At 64.8% G+C, this 21298-nt stretch carries 20 protein-coding genes; 5 read left to right on the top strand and 15 right to left on the bottom strand.

The window, feature by feature from the left end; translation table 11 throughout:
• Positions 1 to 29 precede the first annotated feature (29 nt).
• Positions 30 to 2240, bottom strand: coding sequence for a TonB-dependent hemoglobin/transferrin/lactoferrin family receptor (locus tag IP68_RS11045; RefSeq protein WP_054135084.1), 2211 nt, complete (start codon positions 2238 to 2240; stop codon positions 30 to 32).
• A gap of 210 nt (positions 2241 to 2450) precedes the next feature.
• A complete protein-coding gene (locus IP68_RS11040; RefSeq protein ID WP_054135045.1) occupies positions 2451 to 2888 on the bottom strand; it encodes a cupin domain-containing protein in 438 nt (145 codons plus the stop codon).
• Between the two features lie 41 nt (positions 2889 to 2929).
• Between IP68_RS11040 and dapE the strand changes: the two genes are divergently transcribed.
• Positions 2930 to 4084, top strand: a complete 1155-nt coding sequence (gene dapE / locus IP68_RS11035) for a succinyl-diaminopimelate desuccinylase (RefSeq protein WP_054135044.1) — start codon at positions 2930 to 2932, stop codon at positions 4082 to 4084.
• Between the two features lie 114 nt (positions 4085 to 4198).
• On the opposite strand, the gene IP68_RS11030 is transcribed toward dapE, so the two are convergent.
• The 3 genes from IP68_RS11030 to IP68_RS11020 form a co-directional block, all read right to left on the bottom strand.
• A complete protein-coding gene (locus IP68_RS11030) occupies positions 4199 to 4759 on the bottom strand; it encodes a hypothetical protein (RefSeq protein WP_054135083.1) in 561 nt (186 codons plus the stop codon).
• Positions 4760 to 4892: 133 nt separating this feature from the next.
• Complete coding sequence (locus IP68_RS11025) at positions 4893 to 5333, bottom strand: TIGR01244 family sulfur transferase (RefSeq protein ID WP_054135082.1); 441 nt, start codon at positions 5331 to 5333, stop codon at positions 4893 to 4895.
• A 167-nt stretch (positions 5334 to 5500) separates the two neighbouring features.
• Positions 5501 to 7276, bottom strand: a complete 1776-nt coding sequence (locus IP68_RS11020; RefSeq protein ID WP_197275782.1) for an ABC transporter ATP-binding protein/permease — start codon at positions 7274 to 7276, stop codon at positions 5501 to 5503.
• 309 nt (positions 7277 to 7585) lie between these two features.
• Between IP68_RS11020 and IP68_RS11015 the strand changes: the two genes are divergently transcribed.
• A complete protein-coding gene (locus IP68_RS11015) occupies positions 7586 to 9403 on the top strand; it encodes a M48 family metallopeptidase (protein ID WP_156318060.1) in 1818 nt (605 codons plus the stop codon).
• Between the two features lie 739 nt (positions 9404 to 10142).
• Here IP68_RS11015 and IP68_RS11005 read toward each other — a convergent pair.
• From IP68_RS11005 to IP68_RS10975, 7 genes are all read right to left on the bottom strand, one after another.
• The gene (locus IP68_RS11005; RefSeq protein ID WP_054135040.1) at positions 10143 to 11069 is read right to left on the bottom strand and encodes an NAD(P)/FAD-dependent oxidoreductase; all 927 of its coding nucleotides are present in this window, start codon (positions 11067 to 11069) and stop codon (positions 10143 to 10145) included.
• Between the two features lie 5 nt (positions 11070 to 11074).
• A complete protein-coding gene (gene metW / locus IP68_RS11000; protein WP_054135039.1) occupies positions 11075 to 11665 on the bottom strand; it encodes a methionine biosynthesis protein MetW in 591 nt (196 codons plus the stop codon).
• Positions 11662 to 12831 (bottom strand): homoserine O-acetyltransferase, encoded by a 1170-nt coding sequence (locus tag IP68_RS10995; RefSeq protein WP_054135038.1) that lies wholly within the window; start codon positions 12829 to 12831, stop codon positions 11662 to 11664. Before IP68_RS10995 ends, metW begins: the two co-directional genes overlap by 4 nt.
• Before the next feature lie 195 nt (positions 12832 to 13026).
• A complete protein-coding gene (locus IP68_RS10990) occupies positions 13027 to 13425 on the bottom strand; it encodes a cupin domain-containing protein (RefSeq protein ID WP_054135037.1) in 399 nt (132 codons plus the stop codon).
• 16 nt (positions 13426 to 13441) lie between these two features.
• Positions 13442 to 13840: a VOC family protein gene (locus tag IP68_RS10985; RefSeq protein ID WP_054135036.1), complete on the bottom strand. Its 399-nt coding sequence runs from the start codon at positions 13838 to 13840 to the stop codon at positions 13442 to 13444.
• 7 nt (positions 13841 to 13847) lie between these two features.
• The gene (gene hemF / locus IP68_RS10980) at positions 13848 to 14702 is read right to left on the bottom strand and encodes an oxygen-dependent coproporphyrinogen oxidase (RefSeq protein ID WP_054135081.1); all 855 of its coding nucleotides are present in this window, start codon (positions 14700 to 14702) and stop codon (positions 13848 to 13850) included.
• A 27-nt stretch (positions 14703 to 14729) separates the two neighbouring features.
• Positions 14730 to 15191, bottom strand: coding sequence for a tRNA (cytidine(34)-2'-O)-methyltransferase (locus IP68_RS10975; RefSeq protein ID WP_054135035.1), 462 nt, complete (start codon positions 15189 to 15191; stop codon positions 14730 to 14732).
• 271 nt (positions 15192 to 15462) lie between these two features.
• On the opposite strand from IP68_RS10975, the gene petA reads away from it, so the two are divergent.
• The 3 genes from petA to IP68_RS10960 are packed head-to-tail and all read left to right on the top strand — an operon-like array spanning position 15463 to position 18198.
• Positions 15463 to 16017 carry a ubiquinol-cytochrome c reductase iron-sulfur subunit gene (gene petA, locus IP68_RS10970; RefSeq protein ID WP_369814855.1) on the top strand — a complete coding sequence of 185 codons (555 nt, stop codon included), beginning with the start codon at positions 15463 to 15465 and terminating at the stop codon, positions 16015 to 16017.
• A gap of 12 nt (positions 16018 to 16029) precedes the next feature.
• A complete protein-coding gene (locus IP68_RS10965) occupies positions 16030 to 17325 on the top strand; it encodes a cytochrome b/b6 (RefSeq protein ID WP_054135033.1) in 1296 nt (431 codons plus the stop codon).
• A 30-nt stretch (positions 17326 to 17355) separates the two neighbouring features.
• Positions 17356 to 18198, top strand: coding sequence for a cytochrome c1 (locus IP68_RS10960; protein ID WP_054135032.1), 843 nt, complete (start codon positions 17356 to 17358; stop codon positions 18196 to 18198).
• Positions 18199 to 18506: 308 nt separating this feature from the next.
• Here IP68_RS10960 and IP68_RS10955 read toward each other — a convergent pair whose 3' ends face one another.
• The 3 genes from IP68_RS10955 to IP68_RS10945 all read right to left on the bottom strand — a co-directional run bounded on the left by IP68_RS10955 (position 18507) and on the right by IP68_RS10945 (position 21298).
• Positions 18507 to 19136, bottom strand: a complete 630-nt coding sequence (locus IP68_RS10955) for a hypothetical protein (RefSeq protein WP_054135080.1) — start codon at positions 19134 to 19136, stop codon at positions 18507 to 18509.
• 68 nt (positions 19137 to 19204) lie between these two features.
• A complete protein-coding gene (locus IP68_RS10950; RefSeq protein WP_054135031.1) occupies positions 19205 to 20218 on the bottom strand; it encodes a sterol desaturase family protein in 1014 nt (337 codons plus the stop codon).
• 153 nt (positions 20219 to 20371) lie between these two features.
• Complete coding sequence (locus tag IP68_RS10945; RefSeq protein ID WP_231683916.1) at positions 20372 to 21298, bottom strand: MBL fold metallo-hydrolase; 927 nt, start codon at positions 21296 to 21298, stop codon at positions 20372 to 20374.

Here is a 21298-nt window from a genome sequence, read left to right as displayed (position 1 = left end):
TATTTCCGTATTGCTAACAATTTTGCGAATCAAAAGCGATAAGTCAACGAGACACTGCCGTTGCGCCCCGGCTGGGTGAACGCGTCGGCGATCGTCGTGGTGCTGGCGAGGCCGCGGACATCCGACCACCAGGCGTATTTGGCGTTGGTGAGGTTGAACACCCCGCCGCGCAGCGTCACCGGCCCCAGATTCACGAAAGCGGTGGCATCGAGAATGGTGAACGCGCCGGGGCGGAAGCACGACGGCGTGCACACCCCAGTGCTGCGCTCGTCGGACTTGCGCGCGCTGTGGGTGGCGATCAGTTGCCCGCCAAACCGTCCCGCCTTGTCGCGCCAGCCGATCCCCGCTACCAGCTTGAGCGGGTCGACCGTGGCCAGCGGCACCCGCGTGCCCGCCGCGGGATCGATAACATCGCCCCTGGCATAGGAAAAGGCCAGCTGGCCGGTGATGCCGTTGCGACCGCGCAGGTCCATCCGGGCTTCTGCCCCCTCCACCTTGACCCGGTCGAGGTTGATGAACTGGAAGATCGCGGGATTGGCGGGCGTGAAGCCGCCACCGACCACCTCCTGGCTGATGAAATCCTTGTACCGCGCCGAGAACGCCGTCGCGCTGAGGCTCACCGCCTCGCTGACGAAACGGATGCCACCCTCGATGCTCTCGCTGCGCTCCGGCCCCAGATCGGCGTTGGGCCGCGAGGTATAGCCCTGCCCCAGATTCTCGAAGAACTGGTTGACCTGGCTGGGCTCGGGCGCGCGGAACCCCTGCGCGTAGTTGGCGAACAGCCGCACCTCCTCGGTGAGCTTGAGCACCGCGCCCATCTTGGGGCTGACCCGCTCGCCCGACTGGCCGGTGGTGACGAAGGTCGGCGGCAGCAAGGGATCGGCCTGCGGGGTGAGCTTGTAGTGATCGAACCGCAGCGCCGGGAACAGGGTGAGCGGCCCGACGCTGATCTCGTCGCCGAGGAACAGCCCGGTCAGCACATAATCGGTGACCGGAAACGCGCTCGATGGAAATACCTCGCCCGCAGGCGGCACGGTGCCGCCGCGCACGCCCTGCTGCCGGGTCCAGCTGGCATCGGCGCCAAAGACCAGCTTGTGCTGCAGCGGCCCGGTGGCGAACGCAGCGCGCCCTTCGGCGGCGAGCCCGTAGACGCGGTTGTCGAAGGTGTTGAGCCGGGTGCGGTCGGCCAGCGGGGTGCGGTCTTCCTGGGAGAACTGCCGGTCCTTGGCCGACTGCCAATAGGCACTGACCCGCGCCATCTCGAGCGTGCCCTCGCCCTCCCAGATCCAGTCGCCCGCCACGCGCCAGCGCTTGCCGGTGTCGCGCGCAACCAGATTGTCGATGGTCGCCGAGCGGCCCGAGAGCAGATCGGTGACCAGCGCATTGTCGAGATACTCGCCCGTCAGCCGGACCTTGTGCCCGCCTGCCGGGTCCCAGACGATGCGCGCGGTGGCGGCGTTGCTGTGGCCGTCCTGCGGATTGGGGGTGGTGCGGTTCGCACCCAGCACATCGTTGGTGCCGCGGTTGTCGAGTTCGTTGAAATCGCGGCGGCTGTAGGAGACCAACGCCGAGATATCGCCGCTGCGGCCCGCGAGAATCGCGGTGTGCGCGAACTCGTCGTCCGCGCTGGCATATTGGCTGCGCACCAGTCCGGCGACCGCCTTGCCCTTGAGGATATCCTCGGGATCGCTGAGCGTGAAGCTGACCGCGCCAGCCAGCCCATCGCTGCCATAGAGCGCAGAAGCCGGACCGCGCAGGATCTCGACTGATTTGACGAGACCGATATCGACCGAATCGCCCCGACCCACGCTTTGCGCGCCGAAGCTGAAGCCCATCGGCACGCGCACGCCATCGACCTGGATCAGCACGCGGTTGCCGCCGATGCCGCGGATGGTGAAATCCTCGTTGCCCGCTCGGCCCGTGCTGCCCAGCGCGGCACCGAAGCGCGCAGGCTGGCGGCGAACGCTGACCCCGGGCTCGAACCGCACCAGATCCTTGATGTCGGTGGCGAGTTCGTCGGCGATCTCCTCGTCGCTCTTCGACGAGACGGTAACGGGCGCGTCATCAATGGTGATCGGGGTGCGGGTTGCCGAGACGACGATGGTGCGACCATCGCTCCCGGCCTCGGCATCCGCGTTCTCGGTTTCGGCTGCGAGCGCAGAGCCCGGCTGCGCGGCAAAGGCGGCGCCGGGCGCGGCGCACAGGCCCCCCAGCGCGACGGAACAGAACCAGCGTGTCATGAAATCCCCCATCTAATGCTATTGCTAGCGATTCGCATTAGCCTATGGCGTCTTTCCCTGCAGCGGTCAATATGGATGGAGCGGAGGCTGCCGCAGGGCATGACAACAGACCGCGCCACTCGGCACAGCAAGCGAGGTTACATTGGTAAAGAGTGCCAGGCGGTTATCCGCTGGCGAAGGTGGGTGCGAGGCGGGCGGCGCTCAGAAGCGCTAGCCGGTCTTGCGGCGCTTATCGCCACCACCGTTTTCGTGCATGTCGACATCGGGATAATGGCACGGACCGTTGACGCTCTTGCCCACCACCAGGAACACGCAATCCACATCGCTCTCGTTGATCAGGCAATGGCCATTGCCATCGTTCTTGGGAAACGCAGCGACATCCCCCGCCACCAAGGGCGTGCGCCCGTCATCGTCCACCAGCACCGCAGTGCCCGACAGGATCACCAGCAGCTCGTCCTCCTGCTCGTGCCAGTGCCGCTGCGCCGACCAGGCGCCGGGCTTGAGCACGACATGGCTGGCGCCGAAATCGGTGAGCCCAGCAGCGGGAGACAGGCGGCGATACCAGCGCCCCTGCACGACATCAGCCAGGTGGTCAGGATATCCCGTGGCGTTGGTTTGCGGAACCGCTTGCAGGTCGACTTTGGGCATGCGGCGATGCTAATGCAGGCGCAGACAACAAGAAAGCCCCCATGACCGACACCGCCACTCTCGCCGCTTCCCCGCTCGAGCTTGCCAGCCGTCTGATCGCCTGCGAAAGCGTCACCCCCGCCACCGGCGTGGTGTTCGACTGCCTTGAAAAAATGCTCGCCCCCCTGGGGTTCGATGTCACCCGCTTCGTCTGCGGCGAGGCGCCCGACGGTCCGGTCGAGAATCTGCATGCGATCCGGCGGCCTGCGGGCGATGCGGGACGGCATTTCGCCTTTGCCGGGCATCTCGACGTGGTGCCGCCGGGCAAGGGCTGGGCCAGCGATCCGTTCGAGCCTGTGGTGCGTGGTGACCTGCTCCACGGACGCGGCGCGGTCGACATGAAGGGATCGATCGCAAGCTTCGTCGCGGCGGTTGCCGACATTCCGCGCGAGACCGGAACGATCAGCCTGATCATCACCGGCGACGAGGAGGGCCCTGCGGTTTATGGCACCCGCGCGCTGATCGACCTGATGCAGGCGCAGGACACGGTGCCCGATCTGTGTCTGGTGGGCGAGCCGACCTCGGTCTCGCGGCTGGGCGACATGGTGAAGATCGGGCGGCGCGGATCGGTGAACATGTGGATTCGCGTGGCCGGCCAGCAGGGCCATGTCGCCTATCCGCACCTCGCCGACAATCCGATCCCGAAGCTGGTGTCGATCCTTGCCGAGATCGAGCAGGTGATGCTCGACAATGGCACCGACTGGTTCCAGCCGAGCAACATCGAGATCACCGATCTGGCGGTGGGCAACCCCGCGCACAATGTCATCCCCGCCGGGGCAGAGGCGCGGATTTCGATCCGGTTCAACGACCTGCACAGCGGATCGTCACTGATCGAGCTGATCAGCGGCATCGCCGGGGCGATGGGGGGAAGTGTCGAGGCGAAGATTTCGGGCGAGGCGTTCCTCACCCCGCCGGGCGAGTTGTCCAGCATGATCGCCGACGCCATACGCGCCGAGACCGGGCTCGAGACCGAGCTGTCCACCACCGGCGGCACATCGGACGCGCGCTTCTTGTCGCGGATCTGCCCGGTGGTCGAGTTCGGGCTTTGCAACGCGACGATGCACAAGCTCGACGAGGCGGTGGCGATTGCCGACCTGGACACGCTCGCGCGGATCTACCGCCGCGTGGTGCTGGGGGCTTTGGTGGGGACGAGCTGATCTTTCTCATTCCTGCGACCGCGGGAATCCCGCTTTTCCGTCAGCCTTGCGCAGAAGCGAGCCCCCCGCGTTCGAGGGGGTGGCGGTATGGAACTGTGGTGAGAAGCTGCCAGGTCAGTGCGCGGCGTCGCCGCTCACCCATTCGACCCATTCGGGGAAGAACACCGGCGCGCGCAGCGACCAGCCGGGCGCGGTGGCGGCAGCCTCGCTGATCGACTGGAGCAGGATCTTGCGGCGGTCGGGCTGGATCTGCGGCAGCGCGGCCGCGGCGCAATAGGCCGATGGCAGCCAGGGGCGCACATCCGCGCCCAGCAGGCGTTCGTACAGGAAGCGGAACGACGAAAAGCTCTCGATCCGGCCCTGCGCCAGATCGAACGCCGCCAGCCGCACCAGCAGCGCCATGAAATGCTCGAACCCGTCCTCGTGCGGCGCATCGGGCACATTGCCGCGCAACAGCTTCAAATCCTGGTAGACGAGATAGTGCATGCGGATCGAGGCGGTTTCCTCGGCGTTGCGCGCCCAGCGCTTGAACGCATCCTCGCGCGCCAGCCCGATATCGAGCGCGCGCTTGATATAGCGCTGCGCCCCGGGCGAGAAACTTGCGAACTCGCGCAGTTCCGCCAGCGTCAACGCCGCCGATGAATTGCCCGATGCTGCGCCGGGATGGCTCGCCATGCCGCATTCTCCTTGCCTTTCCGCAAGCAGATGTGCCGCAGCGGAATGGCCAAGGTTGATCACAGCATGGTTAGGATAGGGTTAACCATGCTGTTTCAATCCTCCCCGAGCAGGCCGGGGGAGGATTTGTAGGTCACTCCGCCTGCCCCGAGAGCGCGTCGAGCATCGGACGGATCGGGCTGAGATCATAGCCTGCATTGGCGGCGACGCGGCTGAGCTCAGCCGGACTCCTGCCCTGCTTGGCCTGTGCCAGCGACCACAGAAGCGTCGAGCGGGTCCCCGAGCGGCAATAGGCCAGCACCTTGCCGCCGCTGCCCTCCGCCTTGCCCAGCGCCGCGATCATCGCATCGACCTGCGGGCCGGAGAACCCGGCATGGGTGACGGGGATGGCGACATAGTCGATCCCCGCCGCCTCGGCGGCCGCGGCGATGTCCGCGCCCTGCGGGGCCGACGGATCCTCGCCATCGGGGCGGTTGTTGATGATCATCGTCACGCCCTGCGCCTTGGCAGCGGCAACCTGATCGATCGAAATCTGCGGGGAAACCTCGATGGTTTCGGTCAGCGGAGTAAACATTTTCTGGTCTTTCATGGCGGAGGCGGCAGAGGCAGACGGGGCGGCGGAGAGCGAGGCGAGGATCGGCGGCATCTGGACTGGAGAGCGCTCGCCCTGGCTGCGGTCCTTGCAGCCTGGCAGTGCGGCGAGGCTGGCGGCCAGCATCAGCGACAGGGCAAGCGACCTTTTCATACCGTCTGTGCCTCTTCCTTCTCGCGCTCCAGCGCCTGGCGCTGCCACATCGCGGCGTAGAGCCCGCCCTTGCGGAGCAGTTCGCGGTGCGACCCCTGTTCGGCGACGCGACCCCTGTCCAGCACGATGATGGTATCTGCATGGGTGACGGTAGACAAGCGGTGCGCGATCACCAGCGTCGTTCGCCCCTGCGCCAGCGACCCCAGGGTGTCGAGAATCTCCGCCTCGGTGGCGCTGTCGAGCGCGGATGTCGCCTCGTCGAAGATGGTGAGCGGCGGGTTCTTGAGCAGCGTGCGCGCAATCGCGACGCGCTGCTTTTCGCCACCCGAAAGCTTGAGCCCGCGCTCGCCCACCTCGGTATCATAGCCCTTGGGGAGCGATTCGATGAAGGTGCCGATCGCCGCGCCATGCGCCGCGCGGACGATCTCGTCCTGGTTCGCGCCCTCGCGGCCATAGCCGATATTGTAGCCGATGGTGTCGTTGAACAGCACGGTATCCTGCGGCACGATCCCCAGCGCCGCGCGCAGCGATCCTTGCGTCACCCTCGCGATGTCCTGCCCACCGATCAGGATGCGCCCGCCTTGCGGATCATAGAAGCGGAACAGCAGCCGCGCGATGGTCGACTTGCCCGCGCCCGAGGGCCCGACGATCGCCAGCGTCTGCCCCGGCTCCACCTTGAAGCTGAGGCCGTGCAGGATCTGCCGGTCGGGATCATAGCCGAAATCGACATTCTGGAACTCGACCGAGGGCAGCGCGCTGTCCAGCGCCGGCGCGCCGGGGATGTCGACGATCTCGGCGGGCGTATCGATCAGGTCGAACATCGCGGCCATGTCGACCAGCCCCTGGCGGATCGTGCGATAGACCATGCCGAGCAGATCGAGCGGGCGGAACAGCTGCATCAGCAGCGTGTTGACCAGCACCAGATCGCCCACGGTGAACAGGCCCTGGCTCCACCCCCAGATTGTATAGGCCATCGCGCCCGCCATCATCAGGTTGGTGATCAGCGACTGGCCGACATTGAGCAGCGCCAGCGAGTTTTCGGACTTCACCGCAGCGTTGGCATAGGTGCGCGCAGCATCGCCATAGCGCTTGGCTTCGCGCGCCTCGGCGGTGAAATACTTGACCGTCTCGTAGTTGAGCAGCGAATCCACCGCGCGGCCCAATTGCTTGCCATCCAGCGTGTTCATCGTCTCGCGCAAGTGGTTGCGCCAGTCGGTGACGATGCGGGTGAAGCCGATGTACAGCGCGACCATGGCCACCGTCGCCAGCACCAGGCCGATGCCGAAGTTGATCCAGAAGATCACCAGCACCGCGATCAGCTCGAGCACGGTGGGCGCGATGTTGAACAGCAGGAAATACAGCATCACGTCGATGCTCTTGGTACCGCGCTCGATGACCTTGGTCACTTCGCCGGTGCGGCGGGCAAGGTGGAAGCGCAGCGACAGCGTATGCAGCTGGACGAAGACGTTCTCCGCAAGCGTCCGCGTCGCCTCCTGCCCGACGCGCTCGAACACCACGTTGCGCAGATTGTCGAACAGCACCGATCCCAGCCGCGCCGCGCCATAAGCGAGCACCGCGGTGATCGCCACCATCGCCATGGTGGTGCCGTCGATGGTCATGCTGTCGATCGCGGCCTTGTAGGCAAAGGGCATCGACAGCACAGCCGCCTTGCCGAGCAGCACCATCAGCATCGCGCCGCAGATGCGCAGCTTCAGGTCGGGCCGGCCATCGGGCCACAGATAGGGCAGGAAGCGCGCGAGCGTCTGCCGCATCGCGGGCTGTTTACCGCTCGGAGCGGGAGATGCTGTGTGGAAGGACTGCATGTCTGTGCCTCGATAGGGTCGAACCCCCAAGGTTCCAAGCCCTCAGTCAGAAAAAGCACCGATCTGGAGAGGTGAAACCACGTGTAACGGTGAAAAGCCGGGTTTCTTGGGCGAGACGCGGATTTTCATGTCACGTCCAATTGCAAAGTTACATTCAACTATATATCGTCTGTTTTTCACAAGTGCGGACATGATAAAGGTTCAGGGCGCTTCATCCGCAAGAAATGGCGACAGGCAACCCCGAAGGGACTGCATCACGTGAGCGCGCAACCTGACAGAATCGCTTTGCTAAGCGAACTGGCACTGGTGATGCAATCGCCCGAATTTGTGCGGTCTCCGGTCCTGCGCAGACTTCTCGAATATCTTGTCGATCAGACGCTCGCGGGCCATGGCGCGCGGCTGAAGGCTTACCAGATCGCGGTCGAAGGGCTGGGCCGCGATGACAGCTTCGATCCGCAAAGCGACAGCTACCCCCGCGTTCAGGTCGGGCGCCTGCGCAAGATGCTCGATCTGCATTATGCCGCGCTTACCCCCGACCAGGCGCATGGCCGCCAGCGCATCGCCATTCCCGTGGGCCATTACAATGTCGAGCTGCTGCCGCTGACCACGGTATCGCCCGAACCGGCAGGTGCAGGTCCGGCGGCGGCGGATCCCAAGACTCCGGCGACAGGCGCTGCGCAGGCGGCCGATCCGGCAGCGGCAGCGACCCATACCGTCCTGCCGACCCCGTCCTCGTCCGCATCCATGCTCCAGCCAGCCCCGCCACCGGTGCCGCAGGGAGTCGATCGCGGCTGGCTGATCTGGGCGTTGCCGGTGCTGATGCTGCTGGCACTGCTCTATGTGATCTGGCTGGTGGCGCGACCCGATGCGGCCGACCGCGATCTCGCACGGCGCGACCTGCGCCAGCAGGTCGCGCATGTCACGATCACCACCGATCCGGCTGCTGGCAATGACGATCTCGATACCGTCGCGCAGATCGCCGAGATGCAGCTGCAGCGCTTCGAAATGCTCGCTGTCAGCATGGGATCGCATTCCGACAGTCCCGCGATGCGCGACGCCGCGCGCGAATATCAGCTGCTGCTGCGCGGAGGCGGCCGCCAGCAGGGGGCCTCGCCCGAACTGCTGTTCCTCACGCTGCGGCATGGCGCCACCGGCACCACCTTGTGGTCCTACGAGCTGCCGCGCAACGGCAGCCGCCTGACCGCGCCGGATTTCGAGCAGGCGATCGGATCGGGCATTTCCGCCATCGCCCGGTCGGGCGGGCTGATCGCGCAGCACCAGCGCAAGCTGATCGGCCACGACACTAGCCCGGGCTATCCCTGCCTGATCCAGTATGATGCCTTCCGCCAGCAGCGCGATCCGGCGTTGCGCCCGGCGCTGAAAAAGTGCCTCGCCCGCTCGCTCGAGGCCTATCCCGACGAACCGCTGTTCCTGCAGGCGCAGTCCTATCTTGCGCTGTCCAGCCCGCAAGCCGGTCGGCTGACGCCGCTCGTCCCCTCCAAGCGCGGCAGGGACCTGGCCGAGGCCGCGCTGCAATTCGATGGCCGCTCGTCGCTGGCGCAGATCGCGGTGGCGCGCTCGGCGCTTGCGCGCGGCAATTGCCCCCGGGCGATCGCCTTTGCCCGCCGCGCGGTGGAGAGCAACCCGCTCGAGCCCGACACGCTGGGGCTGGCAGGCACCTTCCTGCTGTCGTGCGGGGACACGCAGGGCGCCGAGCCGGTGCTCGAGCGCGCGCTGACCATGAACAGCGAACCGGGCGGCTATCAGATCGCATCGCTGGTGATCACCCGCCAGCTCAACGGCAAGGCGGCATCGGCGCTGGATCTCGCGATGCGTGCGGATTCGCGCGACAAGGCCACCCAGCCCAACTTCCTGCTCGCCAAGGCGCTGTCGCTGGCGGCCAATGGCCGGACGCAGGAGGCGCGGCGCAGCTGGGGCGAGCTGGAAAAGCTGGTGGGGGTCAATCCCGGCACGCCCGCCCCGGACATCCTCGCGCGCTTTGCCATTTCGCCATTTTTCAGCCGGCGCATGGTCTCCGAAGCAGAACGCGTCGGCCTGATCGCACCTGCAGCCTGACCCGCGAAGCGCGAAGCGCGAGCAGCAATCCTGATTAATGGGAAATTTCCCCAACTGTCAGCATCCGTTCATCTCGCAAAAACCCTGCTTCACAGTCAAGGCACTGATTTAGCTTTGTTTTTCAAACTGGCACGCCCTGTGCAATGTGTCTGGCATCTCCGGCCAACCCGGTCGGAACCGACAGAAACACATGAAAGGACGTACCCATGACCATCTTCACCGCCGCCCAGAGCCAGCTGATCGCCGCCGCTCTCGCCATCGTCTGCTCCAGCGTCTTCATCGCTGCCAGCGTCATCCCCGGCGCGGTCGTCTGATCCGCGCACACCTCCACAACCCCATTATTTGAAAAGGACATTCTCATGAACATTCTCGCAACCGCTCTCGCCACGATCTGCTCTGCCGTTCTGATCGCCACCAGCGTCCTGCCCGGCATGATCGTCTGAACCACCCACACTTCCACTCACCAGATAAAAGGAAATCCCGTCATGAACCTCATCGCTACCCTGCTCGCTGCCGTCTCGTCCTTCGTGCTCATCGCAGCCAGCATCGGCCCCGGAACGATCGTCTGATCGCCCGCAGGATCAACCCCGCACAAATCGTCAAGGAATATCCCATGTTTATCGCCGGTCTTGAAAGCATCCAGGGTCAGCTGTTCACCACCGTTGTGGCGATCGTGACCTCGTCGATGTTCATTGCCGCCAGCCTGGCGCCCAGCGCGATCGTCTGAGCCGAAGCGCGCTCAGCCCGATACGACCAGCGCCGCGAGCGCGCGGCCAGAGGTCCAGGCACTCTCGATCCGGGGCCCGACCAGCCAGTCGCCGCACAGCCCCAGCGATCCATCCCACACCGCCGTCCTGCCTGCAGAGCCCGACATTGCATAGCGCCAACGGTGCGCCTGCACCGACAGGGTCGCAGGCAACACGCCACCGGCCATTGCTGCAAGCTCTGCCAGCAGCAGCGCGCTGACCGCCTCGGCTTCGTCTTCCAGATGCGCCGTCGACCAGTCAGGCGAACCCTGCACCACCCAGCTTTCCGGCCCGGTCCGTCCCGGCTTGGCGCTGTTGCGCGCCGCCCAGCCGATCGCACCGCGGGTGCGCAGACAATCGTCCGCGATGGCGACCGGCGCATCGAATGCGGCCATCACCGTCCAGCAGGGCTGCGAGTGCGTTGCCTGCGCGAGCTCCGCCCAATCGAGCTGATGCACCGCCACCAGATCCGCCACCTGCTCTGCAGGAACTGCGACAATCACCGCATCGGCGGCTTCTGTGCCCTCGGAATGCCTGAGGCTCCACCCTTTCACTTCGCGCGCAATGCTTTCGATCCGGCAGGTCCAGCGCACCTGATGGTCCGCAGCCAGCGCCTTGATGATCGCGTTCATCCCCGGCGTACCGACCCAGGCATCCGCGCCCGCAGCCGGCCAGCGCGCCGCAGACCCGCCTGCCTGCCAGCGGGCCACCTCGGCGGCAAAGTCCGGATCTCGCGCGGTGAAATATTGCGCGCCATGGTCGAAGAACGCCATACCCAGCGCCGTCTCGGTGCGGCGGGTCGACATCCGCCCGCCCGGTCCGCGCGCCTTGTCGAACAGTGCGACCTCGTGCCCGGCGTGCTTCAACGCGCCTGCCGCGGTCAGCCCGGCCAGCCCCGCTCCAATGATGGCGATCTTCATGTCGGTTATCTCCGCAGCAGGAACACGGCGTGTTCGGCGAGCAGATTGGCCATGCCGCGCGAGGTCTGCTGGTCGCCCGAGAGGAACCATTCGCCATCGCAGGTCCAACCGCGCTGCGCGATCAGCTCGCGGAAATCGTCGATGGTGACATGGTGGATGTTGGGGGTTTCATACCAGGCTTCGGGGATCAGCCGGGTGACCGGCATCCGTCCCTGGGTGAGCAGCGACATGCGGATGCGCCAGTGCGCGAAATTGGGGAAGCTGACGAACGCCTGCCGCCCGATGCGCAGCAGCTCTTCGAGCACCTTGTGCGGCGCGCGCGCGGTCTGCAGCGTCTGGCTGAGAATCGCATAATCGACGCTGTCGGACGGATAGTCGACCAGATCGGTATCGGCATCGCCCTGGATCACCGAAAGCCCGCGGGTCACCGCCGCGCTGACGTTCGCCGGGTTCAGCTCCAGCCCGCGCGCGCGCACCTGGCGGCTGTCGCGCAGCGCCGCCATCAGCGCGCCGTCGCCGCAGCCGATATCGAGCACCCGCGCGCCCGGAGTCACATTGTCGGCGATGATCCGCAAGTCCGGGCGCAGGCCGGTCACGTCGAAGCTCCGGCGCGCAAGAAGCCGTCGACGATCCGGTTCATCTCGGGGCATTCGAGCAGGAACGCATCATGGCCGAAGGGCGAGGACAGCTCGACAAAGCTCACCTCGGCGCCCGCAGCATTGAGCGCGTGAACGATGCGCCGCGATTCGGCGGTGGGATACAGCCAGTCTGTGTCGAAGCTGATCAGGCAGAAGCGCGTTTTCGTCCCCATGAACGCGCGCGCCAGCACGCCGTCATACGGCAGCGCGAGATCATAATAGTCCATCGCGCGGGTGATGTAGAGATAGCTGTTGGCATCGAACCGGTCGACGAAGCTGATCCCCTGGTGGCGCAGATAGCTCTGTATCTGGAAATCGGCATCGAAGCCGAAGCTGCTGCCCCCCGTCTGATTGGCGCAATCCTGGCCGGTCTTGTCCTGCAGCCTGCGCCCGAACTTCTCGGTGAGACCCGCTTCGGACAGATAGGTGATGTGCGCCGCCATCCGCGCGACCGCGAGCCCCGATGCGGGCACATCGCCATCGGCATAATAGGCCCCCTTGCGCCAGCGCGGATCGGCCATGATCGCCTGGCGCCCGACCTCGTGGAACGCGATATTCTGCGCCGAATGCCGCGCGGTAGAGGCGATGACGAGCGCGGCGCGCACCCGGTCGGGGTACAGCACCGGCCAGCTGAGCGCCTGCATGCCCCCCATCGACCCGCCGATGACGGCCGCGAGCGTTTCGATGCCCAGATAATCGAGCAGCAGCGCCTGCGCGCGCACCATGTCCGCGATCGACAGCACCGGAAAATCCATGCCCCAGGGCTCGCCGGTCGCGGGGTTGACCGTCGCGGGGCCCGACGAGCCCATGCAGCTGCCGATGACATTGGCGCACACGATGAAATCGCGCGCGGGATCGACCGGCTTGCCTGGACCCACCAGCCGCTGCCACCAGCCGGGCTTGCCGGTGATCGGGTGGGTCGAGGCGACATATTGATCGCCGGTGAGCGCATGGCAGATCAGCACCGCGTTGCTCTTGTCCGCGTTCAGCGTGCCATAGCTTTCATAGGCGATCTCGACCGGCGCCAGCGCCGCGCCGCAATCGAGCGGCAGCGGACCGAGCAAAGTCACCCGCCGGTCCAGCCCGAAACGGGCGTCATCAAGGGGAGCAGAAGCGCTGGCCATGGCCCGTGCGATTGGCGGCAAGGTGAGCGGCTGTCAATGGGGGGGAGGATTGGAACGAAGCGGTGGCGCCAAACCACTCTCGTCACCCTGAACCTGTTTCAGGGCCCATTTCTCCTCACGCGGCTTCGGTCCATTCGGCACGATGGGTCCTGAAACAAGTTCAGGATGACAGAAGGAGGGGCGCGCGGCGCAGCCTCACCGCACCCTGTTCTGCGTCCCCATCCCCGCCGTGATGAACAGCGCGGTCGCGGTGCCGTCGACATCCGCGGTGTGCCAGACGCCGGGCGGGTTGATCGCATAATCGCCGGGGCCAAGCTCGAGCGTCGTCACCGTGCCATCGGGATGCTCCTGATGCAGCGTCATCCGCCCCGCGGTGCACAGCACCACCTCGTCGCCCGCCGGGTGCATCTCCCACATCGTCCAGGGTACATCGAAGGTGAACTGGGTGACCAGCCGCCCCTCGATGCCGTCGCTCGCGGTCCGTGCCTCGTAATCCTGGTACCATTCTGCCGCTCCATCCATCGGCGGCAGCGTAATGGCCTTTGCGCCAAGGCCCAGATGGACCGGATGGGTGGATATGGACCGCACCGTCATCGCATCCCCTCCTGCATCACCCTGCGAAGAAATTGAGCTCCAGCAACACGCCATTGGGATCGAGCGTGAAGATCTGGCTGAGGCCGATCGCATTGACCGTGTTGACCGAATACTCCGCGCCCCTCGCCTGCAGCCGCTGTTCCATCGCGTCGAACCCTTCGCAGCGAAAGGCGATGTGGTGGATCGACCCGGTGGGCCCCGGCGCGACATCGCGCGGAAAGGTGCGCGGGCAATCCACGCTGTTGATGTGCACCACCGCCTGGCCATTGCGGTCATACGCCCATTGCGCGTTGTCCGGCGTCAGCGGCGGCGGCGCGTCGCGGATTTCGAGGTCGAGCAGCTCGGCATAGAAACGGGCGGTGGCGGCCAGATCCTGCGCGATGATGTTGACATGATCGAGCCGCTCCACCGTCATCGCGCGTCTACTCCCACACCGCTTCGGGCGGCAGGCTCATCAGGATGGCGTCGATGTTGCCCCCGGTCTTGAGCCCGAACAATGTGCCGCGATCGTGGATCAGGTTGAATTCGGCATAGCGCCCGCGCCACACCAGTTGCTGGTGCTTGTCGGCGGGGGTGAAGTCCTGCGCCATCCGGCGGCGCACCAATGCCGGGAAGATGTCGAGGAACGCGCGGCCGACGTCCTGGGTGAAGGCGAAATTGGCATCGAACGTCGGCTGGTCGGTGCATTCGAGATGATCGTAGAAGATGCCGCCTACGCCGCGGTGCACGCCGCGATGGGGGATATAGAAATAGTCGTCGGCCCAGGCCTTGAACCTGGCATGATAGTCCGGATTGTGCGCATCGCACGCAGCCTGCATCCGGGCGTGAAAATCATCCGTATCTTCGGCGTAAGGCAGCGGCGGGTTGAGATCGGCTCCTCCGCCGAACCATGCCTTGGTGGTGACAAGGAAACGGGTGTTCATATGCACCGCGGGTACGTGCGGATTGGACATATGCGCGACCAGGCTAATTCCGGTTGCAAAGAATCGCGGGTCCTCGCCCGCGCCGTTGATCGATTTGGCGAACTCCTCGCTGAACCGGCCCTCGACGGTCGAGACGTTGACTCCCGCCTTTTCGAACACCTTGCCCTTGATCAGCCCGCGCACGCCGCCGCCGCCATGCGATCCATCGGCCTCGGTCCGGTCCCATGCGGAATAATCGAACTCGGCGTCCGAGCCCGCCTCGCGCTCAATGGCGGTGAATTCGGCACAGATTGCATCGCGCAGGCTTTCGAACCAGCCCCGCGCCGCCACTCTCTGTTCAGTCCAATCGGTCATCATGCTCCCCTGCGCTGGCGTACGCCTTCATGCATCGCCCAGCTGCCGTGTCTGCCGCAGCGCCTCGCCAAGCGCAATCCCGGTTGCAACCGATATGTTGAGCGATCTGAGGCCGGGCGCCATCGGGATGGTGGTGGCAAGCTCGCACGCATCGCGCACATGCGGCGGCACGCCGGCGCTTTCCGACCCCATCAGCAGGATGTCGTCGTCGCGGAATTCGGTGCGATAGATGCTGGCGGGCGCATGCGCGCTCATCAGCACCAGCCGTGCACCCAAGCACTTGCGGAACGCCTGAAACGCCTCCCAGTCGGCATGCCGGCGCATCTCGGCCAGCGGGCCGTAATCCATCGCCGCGCGCTTGAGCCTCTTGTCGTCGAACACGAAGCCGCACGGTTCGATGATCTCTACCGGAACCGCCATACAGGCGCCCAGCCGCAAAATGGCCCCCACATTTCCGGCGATGTCGGGTTGGTACAGAGCGATGCGCATGCCCCTGCTTTAGCGCTGTCGACGGCCAAGTCACGCAGCCGATGGGCCGGTCGCGCAATTTTGTGCGCGCCATCATCCGTCATTCATGAAAACTATGCTGCGCCGCGCCAATTTCGTTGTTGGCAAAATGACGTTTTTGCGTCTATCAGGCCCCCAATCATGCGGACGGGCGAAGGGCAACGCCGTGCCATGCCGCTTTCAGCATCGAAAAAATCAATCAACTTTTCAATAGCTTGAGGGTCAGGTTAGCGACATGGCAGAACAAGTAACCATGAATCAAGACGGTAGCGCGGCCATCGAATCCGATGGTGTCCGTCGCCGTGACTTCATCAACATTGCAGCGGTCAGCTTTGCAGGTGTTGGTGCAGCCACGGTTCTTATCCCGCTGATCACGCAGATGGCGCCCAGCAAGGACGTCCTCGCCCAGGCCTCGACCGAAGTCGATGTTTCGGCGGTGGAACCGGGCCAGGCGATCAAGACCGTGTGGCGCAAACAGCCGATGTTCATCCGCAACCTGACGCCGGCCGAAATCGACGCCGCCAACAAGGTGGACGTGAACTCGCTGCGCGATCCCCAGTCGCTCGCCGACCGTACGCTGGAAGGCAAGACCAACTGGCTGGTCACGCTGGGCGTGTGCACCCATCTGGGCTGCGTGCCGCTGGGCGCGGCGCAGGGCGAGGTGAAGGGCGAGTTCGGCGGCTATTTCTGCCCTTGCCATGGTTCGCATTACGATACCGCTGCACGGATCCGCAAAGGTCCGGCCCCGACCAACCTTGTCGTGCCGGAATATGAATTCCTGTCTGACACAGTCATCAAGATCGGTTGAGGAGCATAGAAGATGAGCTTTTCCTGGGCCAAGCATTACGAACCGAAGTCCGATCTGACCAAATGGCTGGATCAACGCCTGCCGCTGCCGCGGCTGGTCTATGGCGCGATCGGCGCCGGCTATCCGGTTCCGCGCAACCTGAACTATTTCTGGAACTTCGGCGTTCTCGCCGGGGTCGCCCTGGTCATGCAGATCGTGACCGGCATCATCATGGCGATGCACTATGCGCCCAACGCGCTGGTCGCCTTTGATTCCACCGAACACATCATGCGCAATGTCAACTGGGGCTGGATGCTGCGCTACGCGCACGCCAACGGCGCCAGCTTCTTCTTCATTGTCGTGTACATCCACATCTTCCGCGGGCTGTATTTCAGCTCGTACAAGGCCCCGCGCGAAATGATCTGGCTGCTCGGCCTGGTCATCTTCCTGCTGATGATGGCGACCGCCTTCATGGGCTATGTGCTTCCCTGGGGCCAGATGAGCTTTTGGGGTGCCAAGGTGATCACCGGCCTGTTCGGCGCGATCCCGCTGGTCGGCGAGCCGATCCAGACCTGGCTGCTGGGCGGATTTGCGCCCGACAACGCCGCGCTGAACCGCTTCTTCTCGCTGCACTATCTGCTGCCGTTCGTGATTGCCGGTGTCGTTATCCTGCACATCTGGGCGCTGCACATTCCGGGTTCGTCGAACCCCACCGGTGTGGAAGTGAAGTCGGAATCGGACACCGTGCCGTTCCACCCCTATTACACCGCCAAGGACGGCTTCGGCCTCGGCGTGTTCCTGATCCTGTTCTGCTCGGTGCTGTTCTTTGCGCCGAACTTCCTGGGCCATGCGGACAACTACATCCCCGCCAACCCGCTCTCGACGCCCGCCCACATCGTTCCCGAATGGTATTTCTGGCCGTTCTACGCGATCCTGCGCGCCTTCACCTTCGACTTCTTCATTGTGCCGGCCAAGCTGCTCGGCGTGCTGGCGATGTTCGCCTCGATCCTGCTGCTGTTCTTCCTGCCCTGGCTGGACCGTTCGCCGGTGCGTTCGGGCAACTATCGTCCGCTGTTCAAGATCTTCTTCGTGATCCTGGTGCTGGACGTGCTGCTGCTGGGTTATCTGGGTGGCGCGCCGGCTGAAGAGCCGTTCGTGATGCTCAGCCAGCTGGCTTCGGCTTATTACTTCGCGCACTTCCTGATCATCCTGCCGATCATCGCGAAGATCGAAAAGCCCAAGCCCCTGCCCTTCTCGATCACGGAAAGCGTGCTCGGCCGGGACAGCATCGGCACCGCTGGCGGCCCCGCGCTGCAGCCCGCCGAATAACGCCAGACGCTAAAAGGAAAGTCATTCGACATGATTCGCATTGGTGCATTTTTGGTGGGGCTGTTCTTCAGCGGCTGGCTGCTGGTCTCGTTCGGTGTGGGCGCGGTCGCCTATATCAGCGAGCCGCCGCAGGAAACCGCAGAGCATGCCTTCCACGAACACCCCAAGAAGCTGTCGCTGAGCAGCGACGGCCCGATGGGCAAGTTCGACCGCCAGCAGCTGCAGCGCGGTTTCCAGGTCTACAAGGAAGTCTGCTCAGCCTGCCATTCGATGCGGCTGGTTGCCTTCCGCAACCTGGGCGAGCTTGGCTATAACGAAGACGAAGTGAAGGCGATCGCCGCGAACTGGCCCGCCCAGACCCCGTCGATCGATCCGGCCACCGGTGAAGCAACGACGCGCAAGCCGCTTCCGGCCGACTTCATCCCCTCGCCGCACGCCAACGAAACCGCTGCCCGCGCAGCCAACAACAACGCCCTGCCGCCTGATCTTTCGCTGATCACCAAGGCGCGTCATGGCGGAGCAGCCTATATCTACTCGCTGCTCACCGGCTATCAGGAACCGCCGGCGGAACTCGCCAAGCGCTTCCCCGATGCCATGCCGGGACCGGGCCTGAACTATAACCCCTACTTCGCGAACCTGAACATCGCGATGGCTAACCCGCTGGGCAGCGACGGTATCGTCACCTATTCCGACGGCACCAACGCCACCCGCGAGCAGATGGCCAAGGACGTGGCAGCGTTCCTGGTGTGGACCGCAGAGCCCACGCTGGAAAAGCGCCACCAGACTGGCTGGGCCGTGCTGATCTTCCTGATCATCGCGACCGGCCTGGGCTATATGGCCTATCGCAACGTGTGGGCGGGCGTGAAGCACTAAGCTTCGCATCGCTCCACCGCAGACAACCGATCCGGCCCGGAAGTGCAGACTTCCGGGCCGGATTGCGTTTGGGGGATGCAAGCGGCGGCTGTGCGGTGCGCTGCGGGGCGTGATGCCTGGCAGGCGCGGACGAACAGGTGATGCTGTGCGCCGGGGCCTTGGCCTCTCTCCTCGGCGCGGCGGGTGAGGGAGCCGGACACCTCAAGAGGCCAGGAACGAAGCAGCCACATCAAGCCAGCCGCGAACAGCGCATCAGGTGGCGGATGATGTGGGACTGCGCTCGGTGGCGCAGGGACCAGGGGCCCCTCTCAGCTTTCGTGCAGCGCCTGCCGCAAGCGCTTGCGGATCAGCCAGTCTTCCAGGATCCGCCCGGCGACGAACAACACGGCAAAGATCGCGGCGAAGACATAGGCTGCGGTCGGCGAATGCTTCTTGTCCTTGGCCTTGTCCTTCGCTTTGTCCTTTTCGTCCTTTTTCGGCTTTTCGGGGGCCGGTGCGCCAAGGAACTGATCGATCGGGTTCAGCGTCTGGACCTTCTTGTCCTTCGCCTCCTGCTTGGCCTCTTCGGCTTTCAGTTCGGCTTCGGTCGGGGGGCCTTCCAGCACGCCGATGCCTACGATCATCTGACCGAAGGCGATGAACAGCAGGGGCGCGAGCAAGCAGAACAGCAGCGCGCGGCTGTACAGCCGATAGCGCAGCACCGCGCCGTCCGCGCCCTGTTCGATCTGCAGCGCTCCTGCATCGAAGATCGACATCCTGTCCTGCGCGGCCTGGTCCTTCTTGGTGAACACCAGGGTCTCGCCGCTGCGCTCGCAGCTGGTGCCAGGCTGCTGCAACAGCGGATCAAGCCTCGCAAACGCCTCGTCCCCCGACTGGCCCGGCGGCAGGGGAACGCTGCCCCGGATGTTCCAGAGCCAGTCGATGAAGCGCAGGTTCATCTGAAATCCCTGCAACAAGGGTGTCTGAGGATGAGGGCTATGGTCGCCGAGCGACTGGGCCTGGTCGATCATTCCGCCGCAATCGCATTGCTGTCGGCAAAGGGCGCGTCCGGCGTGGCCTCGCGCTTGCCGAAGCGCTGCTTGGTCGTCTTCCAGCCTTCGGTGAAGGGGAACAGCATCTGTTCGCGGATCGACATGCGGCGGCCGCCTTCCATGCCCAGCAGTTCGGCCTCGCCGTCGACACAGGTGCCGAAAATCCGGTCGATGAAGATGAAGTTGCTGGCATAGTTGCTGCGCGTCGCCTCGAAATCCTGCGAGTGGTGCAGGCTGTGATGCTCGGTGGTGTTGAACAGGAAGCGCCACCAGGCCGGCGTGTTGAACCGCACGTTGATGTGCTGATACACCCCGATCGACATGCCGATCGCGCCCGCGAGCAAGGCTGCCCGCGGCAGGAAGTCGAACAGCCCGCCAATGCCCAGGCCGATCAGGAACAGCTCCACCGGGTTGCCCACCGCGCCCTTGTTGATGTTGAGCTGGGTGATGTAGTGGTGCACCGAGTGGGTCAGCCACAGCGGGTACCAGTTGTGCATGCCGCGGTGCATCCAGTACTGGCCGAAATCGAACATGAACAGGATCAGGAACGCCTGGACCAGCAGCGGCAGGCCGGTGAACCAGCTGAATTTGCCCCAGTCATAGGTGCTCAGCAGCGATTCGATCAGCACATCGCTGCCGATGTAATTGTCGACCATGTTGAGGATGGTATAGCCCAGACCGACATAGAACAGGTCGGTGACCAGCTCCTTCCAGGTCAGCTGCCAGCTTTCGAAGCGCGGGTTGACCCATTCGAGCACCAGCAGCAGCACGCGGAAAGCGATGCCGATGCCGATCGCGGTCGAGGCCTTGGCGATCGAGTTGGGGGCGTAGTACCAGAACAGCACCATCGCGAAGAGAACCGCAGGCTGGAAATAGGTGAAGACGAACTGCTTGACCGGCCCGCCCTGCACCCGCGGGATGTTTACCCAGCCGATGGTAACCGGCGATTGCCCGCCGATGATGCGATTGCCTACGCGAACTCCGTCCATATGCCTGTACTCGCAGTTGCTGACCCGATGACCTTGGATAAGCCGCAGAAAACCGGGGCATCAGGATGATGAAATTCAACTTACCGTCGTGAAAACCGCCCCATCACGCCAGATGGCAATGCGGTATAGATCCCATAGATCTGGTCTATGTCGTCACTCCGCACGGGCACCCACCGGCATGATGATGAAGTGGTCGTGCACCTGGCCCTGGTCGGGCACGTCGAGCCTGGCGGTGAGCCCCTGGCGCAGCTCGGCGATCGCGGCTGCGGGCAGTTCCAGCGCATGTTCGTCGGGATGGCTTGCCGCCTCGTGGGCATAATCTCGCCCCGGCGTCCGGGTCATCTCGATATGCGCGCCCAGCACCGCGCGGATCGGGTGCCGTTTGGCAAAGGCCGCCAGCCGGTCGATGCTCTTGCGGTTGTCGTCGAGGAAGTTGACCGGGATGTAGAGCCGTCCGGGATAGAGCGTGTCGCCCGAGATCAGGAGTTTGAGCTGCGGATCATAGACCATGATCGCGGCGGCCTGATGCCCGGGGGTTGCCAATATGCTGAGCGCGCGGCCACCCAGATCGAATGTCGCAACATCCCCGGGCCACGGATCGATGCCGAAGAACGCCGCGACATCCGCCGGCTTCAACCCGACGACCACCGTGCCGGGCCGCTTTGCGAACGCGGCGTCCGCAGCGATATGGTCGCCATGGGAATGGCTGTGCGCGACGATCAGCGGGATCGCGCTGCGCTTGTGCGCGATCAGCCATTCGGTGATCAGCCGGTCGACGGTCGGCACGATCTGCCCGCCGTCCGCGCCGCTGTCGATCAGCAGCACCCTGTCGCGCCCGAACAGCAGGTAGAGGAACGGCGCCTCGAAATTGCTGTGGACCGACTGGCGGATGACGAAGGTATCCGCGTCGAGCGCCTGGACCTGGGTGGCGGGTTCCGCGCCGTTGGTGCCGTCGATCCAGCGCTCGGCAAACAGCCGGGTAGGCGCTGCGGTTTTTGCCCCGGCTGGCGGGGTGCCTGCCAGACACCCCGCCAGCAGAACCGCCGCGCCCAGCCTGATGAAAGGTTGCAGACCCGACAC

It is taken from the genome of Blastomonas sp. AAP25 (genome assembly GCF_001295965.1).
GTDB lineage: Bacteria > Pseudomonadota > Alphaproteobacteria > Sphingomonadales > Sphingomonadaceae > Blastomonas > Blastomonas fulva.
The sequence above is the reverse complement of the archived record's forward strand: the minus strand, read 5'-3'. Positions and strand labels throughout refer to the sequence as shown.

What these genes read in the sequence shown, in the direction of transcription:
- IP68_RS11025 (WP_054135082.1), bottom strand. Translation starts at nt 5,333, where the DNA reads ATGTTTACTCCGCTGACCGAAACCATCGAGGTTTCCCCGCAGATTTCG.
- IP68_RS10955 (WP_054135080.1), bottom strand. Translation starts at nt 19,136, where the DNA reads ATGAACCTGCGCTTCATCGACTGGCTCTGGAACATCCGGGGCAGCGTT.
- IP68_RS11020 (WP_197275782.1), bottom strand. Translation starts at nt 7,276, where the DNA reads ATGCGGCAGACGCTCGCGCGCTTCCTGCCCTATCTGTGGCCCGATGGC.
- IP68_RS10975 (WP_054135035.1), bottom strand. Translation starts at nt 15,191, where the DNA reads ATGCGCATCGCTCTGTACCAACCCGACATCGCCGGAAATGTGGGGGCC.
- IP68_RS10995 (WP_054135038.1), bottom strand. Translation starts at nt 12,831, where the DNA reads ATGGCCAGCGCTTCTGCTCCCCTTGATGACGCCCGTTTCGGGCTGGAC.
- IP68_RS10985 (WP_054135036.1), bottom strand. Translation starts at nt 13,840, where the DNA reads ATGACGGTGGAGCGGCTCGATCATGTCAACATCATCGCGCAGGATCTG.
- IP68_RS10965 (WP_054135033.1), top strand. Translation starts at nt 16,030, where the DNA reads ATGAGCTTTTCCTGGGCCAAGCATTACGAACCGAAGTCCGATCTGACC.
- IP68_RS11030 (WP_054135083.1), bottom strand. Translation starts at nt 4,759, where the DNA reads ATGGCGAGCCATCCCGGCGCAGCATCGGGCAATTCATCGGCGGCGTTG.
- dapE (WP_054135044.1), top strand. Translation starts at nt 2,930, where the DNA reads ATGACCGACACCGCCACTCTCGCCGCTTCCCCGCTCGAGCTTGCCAGC.
- IP68_RS10990 (WP_054135037.1), bottom strand. Translation starts at nt 13,425, where the DNA reads ATGACGGTGCGGTCCATATCCACCCATCCGGTCCATCTGGGCCTTGGC.
- petA (WP_369814855.1), top strand. Translation starts at nt 15,463, where the DNA reads ATGAATCAAGACGGTAGCGCGGCCATCGAATCCGATGGTGTCCGTCGC.
- IP68_RS10950 (WP_054135031.1), bottom strand. Translation starts at nt 20,218, where the DNA reads ATGGACGGAGTTCGCGTAGGCAATCGCATCATCGGCGGGCAATCGCCG.
- IP68_RS11045 (WP_054135084.1), bottom strand. Translation starts at nt 2,240, where the DNA reads ATGACACGCTGGTTCTGTTCCGTCGCGCTGGGGGGCCTGTGCGCCGCG.
- IP68_RS11040 (WP_054135045.1), bottom strand. Translation starts at nt 2,888, where the DNA reads ATGCCCAAAGTCGACCTGCAAGCGGTTCCGCAAACCAACGCCACGGGA.
- hemF (WP_054135081.1), bottom strand. Translation starts at nt 14,702, where the DNA reads ATGACCGATTGGACTGAACAGAGAGTGGCGGCGCGGGGCTGGTTCGAA.
- IP68_RS11005 (WP_054135040.1), bottom strand. Translation starts at nt 11,069, where the DNA reads ATGAAGATCGCCATCATTGGAGCGGGGCTGGCCGGGCTGACCGCGGCA.
- IP68_RS10960 (WP_054135032.1), top strand. Translation starts at nt 17,356, where the DNA reads ATGATTCGCATTGGTGCATTTTTGGTGGGGCTGTTCTTCAGCGGCTGG.